14 protein-coding genes are annotated in these 19,281 nt (G+C 46.7%); 4 read left to right on the top strand and 10 right to left on the bottom strand.

The window, feature by feature from the left end; genetic code table 11:
• Positions 1–95: 95 nt before the first annotated feature.
• Positions 96–1,541: a signal recognition particle protein gene (gene ffh, locus NDA06_RS06310; protein WP_190533219.1), complete on the bottom strand. Its 1,446-nt coding sequence runs from the start codon at positions 1,539–1,541 to the stop codon at positions 96–98.
• 207 nt (positions 1,542–1,748) lie between these two features.
• The gene (locus NDA06_RS06305; protein ID WP_190430189.1) at positions 1,749–2,129 is read right to left on the bottom strand and encodes a histidine kinase; all 381 of its coding nucleotides are present in this window, start codon (positions 2,127–2,129) and stop codon (positions 1,749–1,751) included.
• A 388-nt stretch (positions 2,130–2,517) separates the two neighbouring features.
• Here NDA06_RS06305 and NDA06_RS06300 point away from each other — a divergent pair, with 388 nt between their 5' ends.
• Complete coding sequence (locus tag NDA06_RS06300; RefSeq protein ID WP_190413235.1) at positions 2,518–2,718, top strand: hypothetical protein; 201 nt, start codon at positions 2,518–2,520, stop codon at positions 2,716–2,718.
• A 440-nt stretch (positions 2,719–3,158) separates the two neighbouring features.
• Here NDA06_RS06300 and NDA06_RS06295 read toward each other — a convergent pair whose 3' ends face one another.
• Together NDA06_RS06295 and NDA06_RS06290 are read right to left on the bottom strand one after the other, a co-directional pair.
• The gene (locus NDA06_RS06295) at positions 3,159–3,845 is read right to left on the bottom strand and encodes an SAM-dependent methyltransferase (RefSeq protein WP_190984578.1); all 687 of its coding nucleotides are present in this window, start codon (positions 3,843–3,845) and stop codon (positions 3,159–3,161) included.
• 290 nt (positions 3,846–4,135) lie between these two features.
• Complete coding sequence (locus NDA06_RS06290; protein ID WP_190984491.1) at positions 4,136–4,540, bottom strand: hypothetical protein; 405 nt, start codon at positions 4,538–4,540, stop codon at positions 4,136–4,138.
• 197 nt (positions 4,541–4,737) lie between these two features.
• On the opposite strand from NDA06_RS06290, the gene NDA06_RS06285 reads away from it, so the two are divergent.
• The gene (locus NDA06_RS06285; protein ID WP_190984492.1) at positions 4,738–4,914 is read left to right on the top strand and encodes a hypothetical protein; all 177 of its coding nucleotides are present in this window, start codon (positions 4,738–4,740) and stop codon (positions 4,912–4,914) included.
• A gap of 159 nt (positions 4,915–5,073) precedes the next feature.
• On the opposite strand, the gene larE is transcribed toward NDA06_RS06285, so the two are convergent.
• The 5 genes from larE to fraC all read right to left on the bottom strand — a co-directional run bounded on the left by larE (position 5,074) and on the right by fraC (position 11,206).
• Positions 5,074–5,892: an ATP-dependent sacrificial sulfur transferase LarE gene (gene larE, locus NDA06_RS06280; RefSeq protein WP_190984493.1), complete on the bottom strand. Its 819-nt coding sequence runs from the start codon at positions 5,890–5,892 to the stop codon at positions 5,074–5,076.
• Between the two features lie 288 nt (positions 5,893–6,180).
• Positions 6,181–8,457: a GAF domain-containing protein gene (locus NDA06_RS06275; RefSeq protein ID WP_190984494.1), complete on the bottom strand. Its 2,277-nt coding sequence runs from the start codon at positions 8,455–8,457 to the stop codon at positions 6,181–6,183.
• Between the two features lie 110 nt (positions 8,458–8,567).
• Positions 8,568–9,395, bottom strand: coding sequence for an ABC transporter permease (locus tag NDA06_RS06270; protein WP_190984495.1), 828 nt, complete (start codon positions 9,393–9,395; stop codon positions 8,568–8,570).
• Between the two features lie 169 nt (positions 9,396–9,564).
• On the bottom strand, positions 9,565–10,563 hold the full coding sequence (locus NDA06_RS06265; RefSeq protein ID WP_190984496.1) for a DUF5357 family protein: 999 nt from the start codon (positions 10,561–10,563) through the stop codon (positions 9,565–9,567).
• Between the two features lie 106 nt (positions 10,564–10,669).
• The gene (fraC, locus tag NDA06_RS06260; RefSeq protein ID WP_190430429.1) at positions 10,670–11,206 is read right to left on the bottom strand and encodes a filament integrity protein FraC; all 537 of its coding nucleotides are present in this window, start codon (positions 11,204–11,206) and stop codon (positions 10,670–10,672) included.
• A gap of 367 nt (positions 11,207–11,573) precedes the next feature.
• Between fraC and NDA06_RS06255 the strand changes: the two genes are divergently transcribed.
• Positions 11,574–12,719, top strand: coding sequence for a cob(I)yrinic acid a,c-diamide adenosyltransferase (locus tag NDA06_RS06255; RefSeq protein WP_190413257.1), 1,146 nt, complete (start codon positions 11,574–11,576; stop codon positions 12,717–12,719).
• Positions 12,720–12,961: 242 nt separating this feature from the next.
• Positions 12,962–19,084 (top strand): CHAT domain-containing protein, encoded by a 6,123-nt coding sequence (locus NDA06_RS06250; protein WP_190984497.1) that lies wholly within the window; start codon positions 12,962–12,964, stop codon positions 19,082–19,084.
• Here the strand turns inward: NDA06_RS06250 and NDA06_RS06245 are convergent.
• The gene (locus NDA06_RS06245) at positions 19,045–19,221 is read right to left on the bottom strand and encodes a hypothetical protein (protein ID WP_348251693.1); all 177 of its coding nucleotides are present in this window, start codon (positions 19,219–19,221) and stop codon (positions 19,045–19,047) included. The genes NDA06_RS06250 and NDA06_RS06245 overlap by 40 nt on opposite strands.
• Positions 19,222–19,281: the final 60 nt, after the last annotated feature.

The raw sequence follows: 19,281 nt of genomic DNA, 5'->3' as shown, positions 1-19,281 counted from the left end.
TTTTAGACTTTAGACGCAGAGTCATTGATTGTACCATTTTTTGGCATCAAGTTCTACCCCTCCAAGCTAAAAGCTAATTGCATTAACGGTTCCAGCTAGAGAGTGCCGAAGCCTTTCTTCTTTTTCTCCTTTTTCTTTTTCTTGCCGGGACTGCCTTGGGCATAGCCCCGCCAACCGGCTTGGGAAGGACGATTGCCACCACCCATTCCGGGCATACCGCCCATTCCGGGCATACCGGGGAAACCGCCCTGACCCATCTGTTGCATGACGGTTCTCATTTTTGTGAAATCAGTTACCAGCTTGCTGACATCCGTCTCCTGATAGCCAGCGCCGCGAGCAATCCGGCGACGACGACTGGGAGACTTCGCTAATAAGTCTGGGTTTTGGCGTTCTTCCTTCGTCATGGAATTAATCATCGCCTCAGCCCGCTTTAGCTGGGTTTCTCCTTGGCGCAGCTGTTCGTCGGAAATCTTATTCATCCCTGGAATCATCTTTAGGATGCCCCCCAGAGAACCCATATTCTTCAGCAGCCGCATCTGCTTGAGGAAATCGCTGAAGTCAAACTTAGCCGAGAGCATTTTTTCCTGCATCTTCTCGGCATCTGCCAGGTCTATTTCCTCCTGGGCTTTTTCTACAAAGGAGATCACGTCTCCCATACCCAGAATTCGGGAAGCCATGCGCTCTGGATAAAACGGTTGCAGCGCCTCGACTTTTTCTCCAACGCCGACAAATTTAATCGGCTGACCGGAAATCCGTCGCACTGATAGCGCTGCACCGCCGCGACTATCGCCATCCAGCTTCGTCAAAATGGCACCCGTGATCCCAATTTGTTCGTGGAAAGTTCGGGTGAGATTCGCCGCTTCTTGCCCGGTCATGGCATCCACCACCAGCAGTGTCTCGTGCGGCTGGACGGTTTGTTTGATGCGGGCTAATTCCGCCATCATGTCCTGGTCAATCTGGAGGCGTCCGGCAGTATCAATAATGACTGTATCTATGCCGTCTGCCTTGGCTCGCTCAACCCCTTGCCGCGCAATCTCTACCGGGTTAGCATTGGTGCCGAGTTCAAACACTGGCACCTCAATTTGCTGTCCCAACGTCACCAGCTGATCGATGGCGGCTGGGCGATAGATGTCGGTTGCGACTAGCAAGGTACTGCGATTTTGCTTGCGTAGGTACAAAGCTAGCTTTGCTGTAGCTGTGGTTTTACCCGTTCCCTGCAACCCAGCCATCAGTACAATCGTGGGAGGCTTATCTACTGAAGCCAGGGGGACGTTGGTTTCCCCCATCACCTGGACTAGCTCATCGTAAACAATTTTGATGAACTGCTGGTCGGGGCGCACGCCGGAAAGGACCTCGGCTCCCTGTGCCTTGGTTTCAACATCGGCAATAAAATCTTTGACGACCTGGAGATTGACATCCGCCTCCAATAAAGCGCGACGCACCTCCTTCAGGGCATCTTGAATGTTGGATTGGGAAATTTTGTCCTGACCCCGCAGGCTTTTCCAGGCAGATTCTAAGCGTTCAGCAAGTGCGTCGAACATAATATGTGTATCTTTTAGGCGGCTAGATAGTTATCTGCTTATCAAAATCGGCTGAAGAAAGCCCACATTTGTGAGTTTGTGGGTCTTATCCATCTGTATACAGATTAGTCGTTTTCGCTGTTATCTGGCGTGCAGCCAGGTCAGGAATGGGGGTGAGGAGTGCAAATAATAAAATGCAAACAAAATGTGCGATCGCGCACGCAGTATTTAGAGAGTACTCAAAACGAGATCCTGGCGACAGCCTTGCAGTCCCAAAGAGGGATTATTGCGGTAGGACACCTCTGGAACCCAGATACTCACTTTGTAATCCAAAGAAACCCAGTAGATGTATTCCACCGCTGAGTCAAAATTCACTCCCACTCGCAGGTTAGAAAAATCATCTTCGCATATCTCGTAGCCAAAGCGAACCAGAATCTGAGCCACTAAGCACCCAGGTGTATCGCAGTATTCTCCGCAGGTTTCTCTCTCTTGCCAAAACTTCTCTAAAAAGCGATTGAGGATAGGCAAAACTTTTTTAGGGCTGCCATTCCGGGAAGCATAGATGATGACCGGGTTGCCTTCTACAAGAATGTGACAGGGGGTAGCCATTTTTTTATCTCCTGGTCGGCTGTCTCTTTTGGTTTTTGATTGGCGCACGAACTCCACATCATCCATGATGCTTTTAGCCTGCCCAAGGCAACTACTAAATCACACTTTTGGGGGATGTAGCCGTTTAAACTTTCAGGATGTTTGTCAAATTTTACAGTTTCTGCGTCTGGCTATTATCCCCTATGCAAAATTGGAATCAGCAATTCCGATTTTTTCCTCATTTAGAATCGCTCTATCGGATGAGTGCCGCACCTAACCTTAATTTTTTTGTAAAGTTTTGTTTTTAAAAGCGTTTTGTAAATTTAGATACAGAATTTTCTGTTATATTAAATAGGTAAGAGAAAATAAGTTAGTCAAACATCACTGAAGCAGTACGGAGAAACCTGGTATGTCTACTCAAGAACAAGCTCGCGCCCTCATGATGCGTCATCATCACCTCATCAAGAACCGTCAGCAGTCTATGCTGGGTCGCGCCGCTGCTGAAGTGGGTCTAGATGTTGAATCATCTGAATACTGGAATCACATTCAAGGACAACCACACCCAAGCTTCCGCTCTAGCTACGACCGCAGCGGTGCCTCGCTGAGCTAGGTTTGAGCTAAAGTTAACCGGCTAGAGTTAGTTTTTTGTATTATCTCGCTTGCATAGTGGTGTAGCAGCTTTATTTGATATATCAAAGGCTGCTAAATAAATAATTAACCTAATTCAGGGTGTTCTTTTCAATAAGAACACCCTGAAACTTTTTTTTGAAAAAATAGTATCTCCTTTTGAGTATTTTCCTTTAAATGCGCGACTCATCGGTTTTTGGGAATAGGTAATTAGAGAAAAAAGTGTTTCTTATACCATTTCACGTTATCGTATGACCTTTTATCCATTACCGCTAACCTGAATGATGTGTAGCAGGCATATACAGCAATCCTATTTAAATTGTGAAATACTAGCCCTTCAGCTCCCCGACTTCTTTAAGAAGTCGGGGATTTCGCCTTCTTGAATCATCTAGGTTCAAAGGAGCGACAGATTGCAGTACATATTTACACGACTGACTTTATCTGCAACATTTGATTGCCGTCTTTTTGGAATTCGTAGGGTACTGGCTGAATTTCTACACTGTAGCCTTGCGCTTTTAATTTCTCCATTACTGGCTGAAGGACTGGCGACGCCTCTCCAGAAACATTTAAGAGAGGAAAAACCCGTACCGCAGCAGCAACGCGGCACAATTCCACAATGGAGGCGAGGTGAAAGTCTTCTGAGAAGAAATCCGAATAGGTAAACAACAAGTGACTGCATAAGGCTAAATCGAACTGCTGAGTCTTGAAGGGTAAAACAGGTAACTCAGCGGTTAAATAGCGTCCTTGTTGAATTCCTTGTGGAAAATCTTCTAAAAATTGCTGCATGGCTGACATCCGAATTTGCCCTAAATCTTCTGGTGACTGGATCTCGTGCCAAACGTAGCTATCGAGGTTGGCTTGGAGTCCATCAATCACTTTTTGATAGGTTTTCTGGATACGTTCTCGAATTTCGTGGTTGGAAAACTGATACACCGGATCGCAAGAGATGACGTTGTAGCCTAGGCGTGTCATCTCAATATTGAAGCTGGCAGGGCCACCGCCACAATCTAGAATTTTTAACTGGAGGTCGTCAGGCGTTAAGTTGAACATCTTGATGTATTCTGCCAGGGAACGTCCCCAAGGAATGACGCTTTCAAGTTTTAATCCCATTTTTCCGAGCGATCGCATACTTTCCTTGGCTGATTATAAAATGACTGAAGGCTCTGTAATCAACCAACTAAGATGGAAAATTGACTTGGTGATGGTTAGATAGTTGAGTAAGTTATTTAAATTTGCTGCACAAAATTTTAATAAATATAAGAGATTTTGAGTAGATCGTTTTTGTGCCATCCTCATACAGGAAATGCCGGGTTCCGTACCTCAAACTGGACTTTCCAATTTATAAGATGACTAGCATTTTTTCTGTGTCTGGCAATGTCACTGATGCCTTTCTGGTTGGTTTAAGTTTCACTTTCCTCAGTCTCTAGCCATGAGGTTGTCTGTGCTGTTGTTGGCTGTAGCGTAGGCTTTGGGGCCAGTTCTGTTTCTCTTTTAATAACTCTCATTGGCTGCAAAGAAATGGCTGATGCGAGTAGAGCGGGCACTCCCACAAGCGTTGTCATGAGCAACGAAGTCAAAAGCGATTCTCCTGCATTTTTAGGTTTCTGTTCGGAGTGATTTTCTAATGAGATTTCGACCTCTGTCAGATTTTGTTGAGGTATCTTGAAAAGTAGCTGTTTGACTACTTTTCCCAGTAAGATAATGGGTAAAGTAATGAGTGCTGCGGGCAGAACTACCAGCCACACAAGTAAGCCGGAAATTAACCAAAATACAGTCGAATATACCATTTCTGAAAGTTTATGCATTGCCCTAGCCTTGCCCTCCATTGGTTGCCACACAGCTAACTCATGAGGAATCGTTGTTTGGCAGGAATTGCCTTTTTGCCTAAGCTTATAATCGGGTAGTATCGTCGCCGCACTTCGCCTCGTATATTTCAATTTTAAGGGTACGGCAATCAGGTACCCCTACTTTTTGGTTGAGTTGTAAATTGAGAAGTCAGACTTTGACGTACAATACTTCCCGATTCCAAGCTAATTCTGCTTGCCAGAGCGATCGCTCGTTCTCGATCGAAGATGATGTAGACAAAGCCGAAGCTTTCATGCCATTTGTTCGCACTCTTGGGCGTCGTGCCCATGCTGCGAGAAAACTACTATCTTATGGCATGAGTGATTATTGTTGATGGATTTGTATTAAAACCTAATTTAGTTGCTAGAAGCGATCGCAACTTTTGAGAGGATGGGGGATCGGAATCTCGATCGGCGTTGAGGGGGTAGACACGTCCCCATCCCCTAGAATCTATTTAACTTTGTACAACTTAACTTTGTACAACGCCAGAATTTTAGGCTTTTACTGCCAGCGGTAACACCTGATTGAGTTTGCCACTGCGGTAGCCTTCTAAATCGAGGGTGACGTAAATAAAGCCGAATTCTTGAAAGGCGGAAACCAGGGTGGATAAATCGGTAGTGAAAACAAATTCTTTAATTTGTTCTGACGGTAACTCAATTCTGGCGGTGTCACCTTCGGAACGAACGCGGAGATTTTTTAATCCTAATTTACGCAGATAGATTTCTGCGCGTCCGACTCGTTGCAGTTTGCTGACGGTGATTTCTTCGCCGTAGGGGAAGCGGGAACTTAGGCAAGGTTGGGCGGGTTTATCCCACCAGGAAAGTCCGAGGTGTTGAGAAAGTTGGCGGACTTCAGCTTTGGTAATGCCTAATTCTGCTAAAGGCGATCGCGCACCCCTCTCTTTTGCCGCTTGAATTCCCGGACGGTAATCCCCCAAATCGTCGGCGTTCACGCCATCTACAACATAGGGATAACCCAGTTGAAGTGCCAGGGGTTTAAGGTTGTCGTGAAGTTCGCTTTTACAAAAATAGCAACGGTTGACAGGATTCGAGGTGTAATTAGGATTGTCCATTTCGTGCGTTTGTATCACTTGATGGGCAATTCCAATCGCGGCTGCTTGGATTTGGGCGTCTTCGAGTTCTTCCGGGAGGAGGGAGGGAGAAACGGCGGTAACGGCTAAAGCGCGATCGCCCAAAACGTCGTAAGCTATCTTGGCAACCAAGGTACTATCGACGCCCCCAGAATAGGCAATTAATGCCCGATCCATTTCTGCAAAGAGGGTTTTTAGTTGCTCAAGTTTCTGCTTTATCATGGTTTTTTTTAAATCGAATCACAGAGGACGCAAAGGTGCTTCAGGCGCTTCCGGTGCAGAGGAGATGGGGAGAAGTTTTTCATCCTTCCCTCAGTCCTCAGTCCTAAGTCCTCAGCACTCTCCAAATGGTGCAGAAGAGATGAGGAGAAGTTTTTCATCCTTCCCTCAGTCCTCAGTCCTAAGTCCTCAGCACTCTCCAAATGGTGCAGAGGAGATGGGGAGAAGTTTTTCATCCTTCCCTCAGTCCTCAGTCCTAAGTCCTCAGCACTCTCCAGATCGTAACGAATTTCAAGCTTTATTCAATTCGTCTGGTGGCTGGATCGGTAAGTGTAAAGTAAAGCAGCTGCCTTGTCCCAGTTCTGAATCTACGGTGATATTGCCGCCATGAAGGAATGCCAGTTTGCGGGATAAAGCTAAGCCGAGACCCGTTCCTTCATATTGACGATTTAAACCACTATCTATCTGTAGGAACGGTTCAAAGAGGGTGGCATGATTGGCTTTGGCGATGCCAATTCCGGTGTCAATCACTGAAAATAAGATAGTGTCTGCGGTTTTTTCCACTTTTAGCGTAACTGAGCCAACGTGTGTAAATTTCACCGCATTAGAGAGCAGATTGACTAAAATCTGCCTCAAGCGGTGATGGTCGCCTACGCAGGTGGTGATGCCTGGGGAAATCTCTACAATTAATTGCAATTCTTTCTTTTGCGCCTGTTCGCGCACGGCGGAAACGGACGCCTGACAAACTTCCTCCACTAACAGGATTTCTAGGCTGAATTCTTCTCGACCGGCATCAATCAGGGATAAATCTAAAAGGTCGTTAATCAATTCCAATAAATGTTCGCCGCCGGATGTAATCAAAGTAAGATATTCTTGCTGTTTGTCATTGAGCGATCCGACAATTTGATCGACTAGCAGGCGAGAAAGCCCCAAAATGCTAGTTAGAGGGGTTCGCAGTTCGTGGCTCATCGTAGCGATAAATTCGCTTTTGGCACGATTCGCGGCTTCTGAGAGTTGTTTTTCTTGCTCTAATTGTTGGGTACGTTCTTTGACAAGTTGCTCGCTTGCTTCATAGCTTTGGGCATTGTAAAGCGCGATCGCCACTTGGTCAGCAATTCTTTCGAGAAGGTGAATTTCGTCTTCGGTGAAAGTTCGGTAACGGGTTGTGGATTGTAACGAAATGCCACCAAAAAGCTGACCGCGAATAAAAATTGGCACTCTTACCATAGACAGGATTTGTAACTGTTGAATTTGCTCTTGGCGGGTGGAAGAAGAAGGAACGTCTGCGAGTTTGGGAGCATGGAAAACCCGCTGAACCGAATACTCGGAGGCAGGATCTAATACATCGCGGTTTTCCGATAGAGGAAATCTGCGGTTCAACAGAGAAACCACTTGTTCGCTGACTCGCCATTCTTTGAGAATCTTTATTTCCTCTGGTTCTAAGGCAAAGATAGCGACTCGATCAACGCCGAAGAACTCTCCAGTTAGATTCACAATTTCCTGCAAAATATATTGTGGATCGAGGCTGGAATTTAAGCTCTGACAGATATTATTTAACAATCGCTCCCGCGTTGCTTGTTGTTGAACTTGAGCGAACAGCTGCGCTTGGTGGATGGCGATCGCGCATTGATTCGCGATCGCACTTACCAAAGCGATTTCATCTTCTGTCCATTGCCGTTCGCTAACACATTGATGCAGGCTAATCCCCCCCACCAAGGATTGCTGATACAACATCGGCATCGTCAGCATGGAGCAAACTTCATACTCTCTGGCTAATTCTTGCAGTTTGAGTGGGATGCGGTCGTCAATTTGGTTGAATATCAGCGGCTCACCTTGAGCAAGGGAGGAATGGTAATAGGAGTAGAAGCCGCAATAGACGCCAATCAGGCTCTGCCTTTGAGGGGTAGATTCGCTAGCAAGGCAAGCCTGCATTTGTTGATTGGGATCGGGCAGAAAAATTAGACACCGACTGAGGTTGAGCGCTTCGTGCAGCAAATTGACGGTGGTTTGCAGCACTTCCTCCAGAACCAGCGTTTCTCGCATTGCTTGCACAATGCGGTTGATAATTGCCTCTCGCTGAGCTTGCTGCTGAATTTTGACAATGCGATCGCGCTCGATTCGGTGTTGTTCAAATTCGTGGAGCGATCGCATCAAAATCTCTGGCAGATGTTTCATCTGTTCTGAGCCAGCATCGGCGATTTCAGCTTCCGGCGCGATCGCAATCAAAGGAATAAACTGCCCGGATTGTTGGACTAACTCCAATGCTTCTAAGGAGCTTGGGGCATCTGTGAGGGGGTGAGAAGGGGAATTTTCTAGTTTTCCCTGCCTCCCAGCCTTCCTATGTGTCATTGAGCTAGCATCCCCGCTCCCCTGGACTGACAACACTGCATCGTAGGTGTTTTGCTGCAATTGTTCTCGACAAGCGGCAGATGTAGCGGCAATTTCGTAAGTAAAATCAATGCCCGCTTCCCGCAGTGGATTTGTAATCAGCCCGACATCCGCGCTTGAAGCTATCACGATCAAGAGGCGGAGGGCATCTGGGGACGGAGCTTGTTGCAGTTGTGGCATCACGAGGCGAAGTACGAGCTGGAAACAAGGAGTAACGGACGAAGGATTAGGGACGGGTTTGCTTCTTTTACTTTCGCGCTTCTTCTAGCTAGTTTGTATCGCGAGGCAGCTCAAAACTCACGTCGCGAAAAAATTATGATAGCGATCGCTAAGAGGAGGATGGTATACACCAAACCATACAAAGCATCGGTTAAAAGCGCCGAGGAAGAAGGCAAAAGACCATAAACCGCCTGATTTTTGAGGTCTAGCCGAGATAAATCTGGCAGTACCACATATAAAGCATTTACGATCCGTTCGATGTCTACATTCCGACTTAATTTTCCCAGCTCTACTAAATCTCGGCTGGAATGTCCCATCAAATACACTGCAAATGTAAACAAGGTCGCTAACAGCGAACTTGTAAAGACGCCAAACATCAACGCGACAGCAGTCAGTAAAGATAGCTTAAAAAACAAGTACAGCGCCGAAATCAGAATGCTACCTAGCGGGTAAGAAATCTTACTTAAACTGAGGATGCCAAGATAAATTGCCGTCATCGCTGCGATCGAGACGCCTAAAACGGCTGATAGCCCCAGATGTTTGCCAATAATAAATTCGGCGCGACTGAGCGGTTTGGGAATTAACACTAAGACAGTGCGCTTTTCGATTTCTTTATTAATCAATCCAGTCCCGACAAATACAGCAACAATGGTTCCCAGTACATCCATTGCTGCTAATCCAACATCTTTAAGAATTTTATCCTCTGTTGTTGCTGCCACTTCTGGCAACAGTCGCCACGCCGCCACCATTAACAGCGCAAACAAACCGATGATATAGAGAACGCGATCGCGGATGACTTCCCGAAACCCATTCACTGCGATCGCCCAAATTCTCTTTAAACTCTCGATCGCTGCCCGAAACACATTTATTTTCCTCGATTTTACTGTGCTTAAACTCATCGTCCTTCTAAATCATCATTGATGATTTCTCTCAACGATTTATATTTTATCCTTTGCACGAATACAAAATAACTTTTTTGTTACTAATAGTTAATTCTTTATGCGATTAACTATCTTTCACGAGCAGCCACTTCCTAGCTCTATTGATAACTTTTAGAGAGAGTCTTCATCATTCATAGCTTTTTAGTTCGCTGATAGGCTGACAATTGACTTGTGCAACCGCAATATTTTGTGCTGCTGTCTGGCTAGGCGTTGTCCTTGCTCCAGTTACTATTGGTTGATAACTTTGATTAATTTGACAGTTTTTTTCCACATAATATGCTTCGGTTTGCGAACGAGGACCTTGCCAAATTGCGCGTAATTGTAAATTGTATCCTGAGTTAATCGAACCAATATTATAGGTATAACGCCACCAAAAATCTTCTTCCACAAGCGGAATTTTTTTTGCGGCTTCTGCCCGAATTGCTTCTATACGCGGTTGTGGTTCTAGCAGCCATCGCTCCACTTCCGACCAAGGTTTATTTTCTAATTCTTGTACGATCAAGGGTTCCATAAATTCTAAAATAACCGTACCTCTAAGAGTCCTTGTTGATTGAGATGCTGATTGGGATACCATCGTGGTTTTCCCAAAATGATCCGACAGCAAGGTAGGATATTGTTCTAACCAATCTTGACTAATAAAATAAAATTGAATCCAGCAGCTAATTACCATATTGCTGCCAATCAAAATAACACTTTTTTGACGAAATTGCAGCGCCGGTACTTTTAATCTAAATCTTTCATCAAAAAAGGTTGGGAACACAGCAATTACTGATGAAAGCGTAGGCCAAACTATTAAAGCAATCGGTGGGATACTCCCAGTCCAATCGCCAAATAAAAACATACAGATTAAGGCACCCGTAATCCAAGGACCAATCGGAACACCCCAAATTTTTATTGGATTCTCTGTTGTAGCCCAGCTCACTCCAATAATTAAAAATAACCAACCGCAATGAGTGATAATATCATGTACTAAGTCAGTTGCAAAAAATGACATTACCCAAGAAAAGAAACTGAGATAAATAAACGTTTTCCAGGAATAAGCACGGGAAGGAGCTAGGGATTTCCATAATACTTTAAAAGTATTAATTAAGTATTTGAAAATAAAAAAGTCAAGAATCGATGCCATATTCTTTGTAAGTCTTTATTAAGTTAAGCCTAACTTGATAAATTGGTCGCAACTAAAATTTAAATTCATCTATCAAAAGATGATTAACTCAAAAAATGTTTGTAGTTTAACTAAATTGAGTCCGAATAAATAGAAGCAATACGAATCCCCCAAAGCTGTAGATATTAGCCTGAAAAATAGTATTAGTTAAAAGAGGGTTGGAATTAAAAGTAAGAAGTCGAAAATCTTGTAGGTTGAACTTTTCTTGGTTTTGTCTTTCCCCATAAGACGGTGTTTCCAGTAACATTTGTAAAAGTTCTAATCCTTTTAGTTTAACGATAAAGGTGGCAAAGAAGACAACAAAGCCACTTAAGATTAGTTCTGTTACAATATTGGACGACTGAGCAAATGGAAAAAATCGATCAAAAAAGATATAACTGATTAACTGAGATTTCAGTGACCGGGGAAGCCAAGGATGTACGTAAAAGAAAACTACCCAACCCAAAATTGTTGAAAATAAATTAATCGAAATGGCATAGTCAATGCTTCTTCTTTGGCTAAGATTTAATTGTCGGTATAAAATGAATGATTCAATCGCAATTCCAACCAACAGCAATAAAAATTGAAATAAAATCGTTTGAAGCGGGAAAACATTTGCAAGCATAAGGTTGTCTCTGTGAAACCTATTTAATTAAGTTTAGACGTAAATTTTGATGTTTTGATGGCAGCTTGCTCTTTACTTCTATTATCCTGCGAATTTGGGAATATCAAGAAAACTTTTATGTAAAGAAAGCATATTTGGAATACTCCTAAATTAAGTAGAGGGGTGGGTAGTTTAGCGCGAGAAATAACTCAGTAGAAGAGAAAAAAGAACTGATAACTGAATGATGGACAATTGACTCCCTATCCCCTACTACCTATTTCTAGTCTCAACTTTAGCTTTTGTGGAACGGCTACTCTTGATTCTTTTCACTTTACCCTTCTAAGCTGCTATTGTTAACAGTTTGTGACAGCTAAGATTCATGAGAATTATGAGTAGAATGGGGATCGGCATTCGCACGGCTCAAGTGCGTTCTGAGCGTCTCGTCGGTCAGATTCATGTTTACGATGGGGCAGGGAAGGGAAAGTCCCAGGCGGCGCTGGGCGTGGTGTTACGCTCAATTGGGCTGGGAATTAATACTGATTTAGCAACGAGAGTGCTGCTGTTGCGGTTTCTCAAAGGACCGGGACGCTCCTACGATGAAGATGGGGCGATCGCTGCCTTGCAACAAGGCTTCCCTCACTTGATTGACCAAGTTCGCACAGGGCGGTCAGAATTTTTTGGTGCGGAGGAAATAACGCGCTTTGACCGACAGGAGGCGCAGCGCGGTTGGGATGTGGCAAAAGGCGCGATCGCATCTGACCTCTATTCTGTCCTAGTTCTGGACGAACTGAACCCGTTACTGGACTTGGGTTTGTTGCCAGTGGAGGAAGTGGTTCGGACGCTCAAGCATAAACCGCAGGAGTTGGAAGTAATTGTTACAGGTCGGGCTGCCCCCCAACAACTGCTAGAAATTGCGGATTTGCACTCTGAGATGAAGCCGCACCACCCGATTACCGAAGGTAGGGACGGGGTTTCCCTGCCTTTACAGGGGATAGAAATCTATACGGGTGCTGGTAAAGGCAAGTCTACTAGCGCATTGGGTAAAGCATTGCAGGCGATTGGGCGCGGGATTAGTCAGGATCAGTCGCACCGAGTGCTGATTATGCAGTGGCTCAAAGGTGGGACTGGATATACTGAGGATGCCGCGATCGCAGCTTTGCAACAAAGTTACCCAAACTTAGTCGATCATCAGCGCTGCGGACAAGATGCGATTGTCTGGCGCGGACAACAGCAAGAACTAGATTATGTGGAAGCTGAACGCGGTTGGGAGATTGCTAGGGCAGCGATCGCGTCTGGGCTTTATAAGACAATTATCTTAGACGAACTCAATCCCACAGTTGACTTAGAACTGCTGGATCAACAACCAATCGTAGACGCACTGCTACGCAAACCCCGCGACACGGAAGTGATTATCACGGGGCGCTGTCTAAATCGTCCGGCGTATTTTGACCTTGCCAGCGTCCATTCAGAGATGATTTGCCATAAGCATTACGCTGACAGAGGGGTGGACTTGAAGCGTGGCGTAGATTTTTAGAGTTTCAGCGATCGATCGATACAAATGTAACCTGCTCCCGGCAGGTTTCGTTTGTGTGCTTGCTGTCGCTGTACGGTTTCAACCGCCCGTCCGGAGCATGATGTGAGGCAAATCTCTAGGAGGAATTGTATAAAGAAGTTCACCAATGCAACTATCCATAGGAGTATTCTAGAAAAGAAAATAATTTAGTTAGCACTCGCATGACTTTCGGCAACGAGAGTTAGCACCTCCGGAGTCTTCCCATGTTCGTACCCATTTCCCTAGTCATCACGGCATACAACCGGGAACCTTATCTCGCTGCCACGATTGAAAGTATTCTGGCGCAGACTAGGCAAGACTTTGAGCTACTGGTGTGGGATGACGGTTCTACAGATAGAACTGTAGAAATTGCCCGTGAATACGAAGCCCGCGATCGCAGAGTTCGGGTAGTTGCAGCAGAACATCAAGGACGAGTCAGCGCCTTGCAAGCAGCGATCGCGCAGACTACCGGCACCTACATCGGTTTGGTAGATAGTGACGATTTGCTTGCCCCCACAGCAGTGCAAGAGACAGCAACCGTGCTGGAGGCGAACCCGGAGGTAGGTTTTGTCTACACCGACTACATCGACATTGACCAAAGCGGCAAAGTCATCGACTACGGGAAGCGCTGTCGCATCCCCTACTCAAAAGAGCGGCTTTTGCTCGATTTTATGACCTTTCACTTCCGGTTGATGCGTCGCAGTTTCTTCGACCAAGTGGGGGGAATCGAAGAGTCCTTCGACTACGTTGAAGACTACGATCTGTGCCTGAAGCTGTCAGAAGTTGCCGAAGTGCGGCATATCAACAAGCCACTTTATTACTATCGTTGCCATCAGGCGAGTGACTCGCACACCTATACCAAGCAACAGGCGAAAAACGCCTGCAAAGCGATCGCACGGGCACTGCAAAGGAGAGGATTAAGCGATCGCTTCTCTGTAAAACTGCACATCCTCAGCCATTTCCCTTTCAACTCTAAAGTCCTATTAGTTCGCAAAAAGCAATCAATCCTCGATTACCAATTCTCAATTACTAATTCTCGATTACCGATTGCTAAAAACATCGCCTCTTGCCTTCTCGCCCTCACCTGTAGCCTTTCTCCAACTTTTGCCCAAGCACAATCAATTACCACCGCACCTGACGGCACCAACACCAATGTCACCACCTCTGGCAATCAATTCAATATTACTGGTGGAAAACTTTCAGCCGATGGAGGAAATCTCTTCCACAGCTTCAACGAATTTGGCTTAGAACAAAATCAAATTGCCAACTTTCTTTCTAACCCATCTATCCACAATATTTTGGGTCGCGTCACGAGTGGCAACCCTTCTATTATTAACGGACTTATCCAAGTTTCCGGCAGCAACTCCACCAACTTATACTTGATGAACCCGGCTGGCATTGTGTTTGGTTCGGGTGCCATCTTGAACGTACCAGGAGGCTTCACCACCACCACCGCCACCGGAATAGGGATTGGTGACAATTGGTTCAATGCCTTCGATCCGAATAACTACGCCAACTTGGTAGGCACGCCCAATCTCTTTGCCTTTACCACATCCCAGCCGGGTAGCATTATCAACGCTGGGAATTTAACGGTGGGAGAGGGAAAAAATCTCACTCTTATCGGCGGAACTGTCGTCAACACCGGAGAACTCAAAGCACCAGCAGGTAATATCACCGTAGCCGCCGTACCGGGCAAGAAGACGGTACAGATTTCGCAAGCGGGAAACGTGCTGAGTTTAGAAATTCAGCCATCCGTCTTACCTTCCAGCTTTAATGCCCAGTTATCAAATCCTCCCTCACTGCCGCAATTACTCTCCGGTGGAGGTGTCGCCAATGCCACCAAAATGACCGTCAACAGTGCGGGACAAGTGGTGCTAAGCGGATCGGGTATTACCATTCCCACAGAACCGGGAACTGCAATTGTCTCCGGGAAGCTGGATACCTCTAACACTCAAGTTGGTATTGGCGGCGCAGTAGCTGTACTAGGTAATCAAGTTGGTTTAGTCGAGAACGCCAGCGTGAATGCCTCAGGAGATGCAGGCGGCGGTCAAGTATTGATTGGCGGAGATTATCTGGGCAAAGGTAGCGTACCCAATGCTGCTTTCACCTTTGTCGGCGCAGATGTAACGCTCAATGCCGATGCCATTACTAATGGCAATGGCGGTAAAGTCATTGTCTGGTCAGATCAAGCCACTCGTACCTATGGCACCATTAGCGCCCGTGGCGGCGCACAAGGTGGTAACGGCGGATTTATCGAAACTTCCGGTAAAGTTTACCTGGATGTCACCAAAGCAGCGGATGCCAGCGCCCCCAAAGGTCTTCCCGGCACTTGGCTGCTCGATCCCTCGAATGTGACTATCGTCAATGGCGGCGGTTATGGCTATGGTACCAGCGCGTCACCGAACTTTATTGCTAATGCCGACAACTCTACTGTTACTAACACTGCAATCAACAACGCCCTCAACTTTGGCAGTAGCGTAATCATCTCCACGAATAATCCTTCTGGCACCCAGGTAGGCAATATTACGCAGAATGCTGATGCAGCGATTGGCGGTGGGTATTTTTTTGGTGGTCCTGTCACTCTTACTCTTGAGGCAGCCAATGACATTATCCTCAATGGCTCTATCGGCGGTAATGGCTACGCCCTAAATGTCGTGCTTCGAGGTCAAGGGGGTGCGGGAACTAGAGCAAACAATGTAACAATTAATGGTCTGATTGACACTGACGGCGGTGACTTCAGTAGCCTGAGCAACACTTTCAACAGTAGCGCTACTACCATTACCACCCAAGGCGGGAATATCAACATTGATGCTACTGGCAACATTACTACAGGCTTCCTCAACGCCAGTTCTACTTTTTTTAATGGTAATGGTGGAAATATTGACCTGATAACGAGTGCAGGTGGCAAGATCGCAATTGGAGGCGATCTCAATTCCTCTGGCGGTGCTTATGGTTCCGGATCTGCTATCACCCTCACTGGCGATGTCTTGCTCAGTAACAACGCCACATTCACCACAATCGGTGGTACTGGTTATGGTTATGGTTCTGGTTATGGGGACGGTAACATCGAAATCACCGGAACGGTCAATGGCACGGGTGCAGGCGGTCAAAATCTGACGCTGAATGCAGACACGGGTAACATTACATTTGGGAACGCTGTCGGCAATATTACACCTATTGGAAATTTGAGCGTCAATAGTGCCTCCAATCTCACCCTGAACGGCAACGTTACCACAACCAGCGGCAGCACCCTCAGTTTCAATACCCCTGTGACGCTGAGTAACAATGCAACCCTAACCGCAGACGAGATTAACTTTAATGGGGCAGTCAGCGGTGCGGGATACCAAATTGGACTGGCACCCGCAACAGCATCGAAAAATATTCAGGTTGGGAATGCGACTCCTGTAACCGATAGTTTGAATCTGACCGCCGCAAAGTTGGGACAATTGCAAGATGGCTTTAGCTCTATTACGATTGGACGCCTTGATGGCAGTGGTGCGATTACGATCGATAGTGCAGGTGTCACCTTCAAAGATCCTCTCACCGTTCAAGCACCCTCTGGCTCAGTGGCGGTTAATGGAGCCATTACAGGCACGGGGGACGCCTCCATCACCCTTGATGCTGGATTAACCACCCTCAACGCAGATATCGCTACCGCCGATCAAAACATTACTATCAAAGGCGATACGCTTCTGGGTAAAGACATCACCCTCAGTACCGGCGCTCAAGGGGGTGGTGATATTAATCTCAGTGGCAAGACAAACGGAACGGGCGCAGGGGGGCAAAACCTCACTTTAACTGCCGGTACCGCCAACATTCAAATCGCTGATGCAGTGGGCAACAGCACTTCCATCGGAGCTTTAACTGCTAACACCAGTGGCTTCACTAGCTTGGATGGCAGCGTCAATGCAGCCAGCGTGACAATACAGGGGAGTAGCGTCATCGGCGGGAATGTCACCAGCAGTGGAATTCAAAACTATGGCGGCGATGTTTACCTCGTCGGTCAAAACCCGATAGAACTCAGTAGTAGCGCTGGCTCGATTACCTTTGGCGGTATCCTCGCTAATAGCGGCAATGGTACCGACCTAACTATCAGTGTCAGCAGTGATGTCACTTTCCAGGATGCAGTGGGAGGAAATGGTTATTTTCTAGATAATCTGACAGTAAATAGCGGCAACAATGTCATTGCAAAAGATATTACGGCTACCGGGATTAAAATAACAGCGAACAATAGCATCAGTACAGGTTCGTTCAATACCAGCAAGACGACGGGAAATGGGGGCGCGATCGCTCTGACTGCTAAAAACAACCTTGCCACTGCTAACATCGACTCTCATTCTGATAATGGGGTTGGCGGAAATATTACCCTCATCAGCCAAACAGCCGCGATAAACACCGGAAATCTAACCGCCTCAGGGACGACTAAAGGCGGGAATATCTTCGTATCTGCCATTGACAGCATTACAACGCTGGGAATTAATTCCAGCGCTAGCTTCGGAGATGCTGGTAATGTCACCCTTGACCCCGAAAACGACATTCAAGTTAGCTTCATTAATGCCCAAGGCGGAACGGGAGGCAAAGGGGGCATCGTTGACATTACAACCGAAAGTTTGTTTCGAGCTACGGGTACCTTCACTGACCAAAATGGGCAAAAAGCAAGTATTTCCGCCGCTGGGGGTGCTGGTGAAGGTTCCATCATCCTGCGCCACGGAGGCGGTTCCAAAGACGTTCCCTTCGTCGTTGGTAAGGCTACCAACAACGGTACAGCGGGAGTATTAACAACTGGGTCAGGCAATACAATTGCTTCAGGATCTTTCCCCGGCAGCTATACTCAGGGCAAGATTCAGCTCGTTACTGCCGATCAAGCCGATCAACCTGATACACCGTCCTCACCGAGTCCTTTACCACCACAAGAAATAACGCCTCCACAGGAAACGCTAACGCCACAATTGTCGGTGTCTACCAGTTTGACTCTCGCGGAAGTTGACACCTTGTTCGCTGACCTAGACGAACCGTTCACGCGCCAGTTTGAGCAATATTTTAGTGGAAGTGCGGATACTCCGATTAGAACCCTCACCGAAGCCCGCGATATTCTTCAAAACATTGAAAAATCGACTGGGGTAAAACCGGCACTTATCTACATCACTTTTGTTCCTGCCACGGCGGCACCTCCTTCAGCTACCGATAAGACTCTATTACCTGCAACATCGCCAGAATCAGACATCCTTTGGCAGTTTAATCCCCAAGGCTTTGCCCTCAGTCAAGCATCCCCGCAACCCGCCGCTACTCCCGCTACCAGTCTCCCCGCCCAAGACAACGACCAACTCGAATTACTTGTCATCACTGCTAAGGGTCAACCGATTCGCAAACGGGTGCAGGGGACAACACGCGAAGAAGTTCTCACAGTCGCTAAACAATTCCGCAGCGAAGTTACTAACCTTAAAAAACCCAATGGCTACCTGGCACCATCTCAGGAACTTTATCAGTGGATGGTGGCACCTTTAGAAGCCGATTTACAAGCCAGAGGTATCCAAAATCTAGTATTTCTGATGGATACAGGTTTGCGATCGCTGCCAATGGCTGCCCTCCACAATGGTCAACAGTTCCTGGTGGAAAACTACAGCATCGGCATGATGCCCAGTCTCAGCCTCACCGATACCCGCTATGTGAGTATCAAAAACACTCAAGTTTTGGCAATGGGCGCGTCAAAGTTTACCGAACTGAATTCCTTACCAGCCGTGCCGATTGAATTATCTATCATCACTCCGACGCTGTGGTCGGGGAAATCTTTCCTCAACGAGAAATTTACGCTAGGAAATCTCAAGGCACAGCGTCAGCAACAGCCTTATGGAATTATCCACCTGGCAACGCATGGCGAATTTAAACCTGGGAAAATCGAAAACTCCTACATTCAGTTATGGGATACCAAGCTACGACTCAACCAGCTGCGCCAATTGGGCTGGAATGACCCGCCAGTGGAATTGTTGGTACTGAGTGCCTGTCGCACCGCACTGGGAGATGAACAAGCAGAGTTAGGCTTTGGGGGCATAGCAGTGCTGGCAGGGGTGAAATCAGTTGTAGCCAGTTTATGGTATGTCAGCGACGAGGGAACTCAAGGATTGATGGCGGATTTCTATGCCCAATTGAAGAAAGCCCCGATCAAGTCAGAAGCTTTACGGCAAGCGCAGATAGCAATGCTCAAGGGGCAGGTACGCTTGGAGGCGGGCGAACTGCGCCTCCCCACAGGAAACATCAAGCTGCCACCCGAACTCGCCAACCGGGGCGACACGCAGCTAACGCATCCTTATTACTGGGCAGCTTTCACGATGATTGGCAATCCTTGGTAAGAGAAGTAAGGGGTAAGGGCTGAGGGCTGAGGGCTGAGGGCTGAGGGCTGGGGACTGAGGGCTGAGGACTGAGGACTGAGAACTGAGGACTGAGAACTGAGAACTGAGGACTGAGGCAGAGAAAATCGTACTTGCATTCAACCCTTCGCATTCGTAACTGATTTGGAAACTCTATTTTTTTCTACGTTTCTATGCGT

It is taken from the genome of Trichocoleus sp. ST-U1, assembly GCF_039961835.1.
Lineage (GTDB): Bacteria > Cyanobacteriota > Cyanobacteriia > Cyanobacteriales > FACHB-T130 > FACHB-T130.
This window is presented reverse-complemented; position numbering and strand designations above follow the sequence as displayed.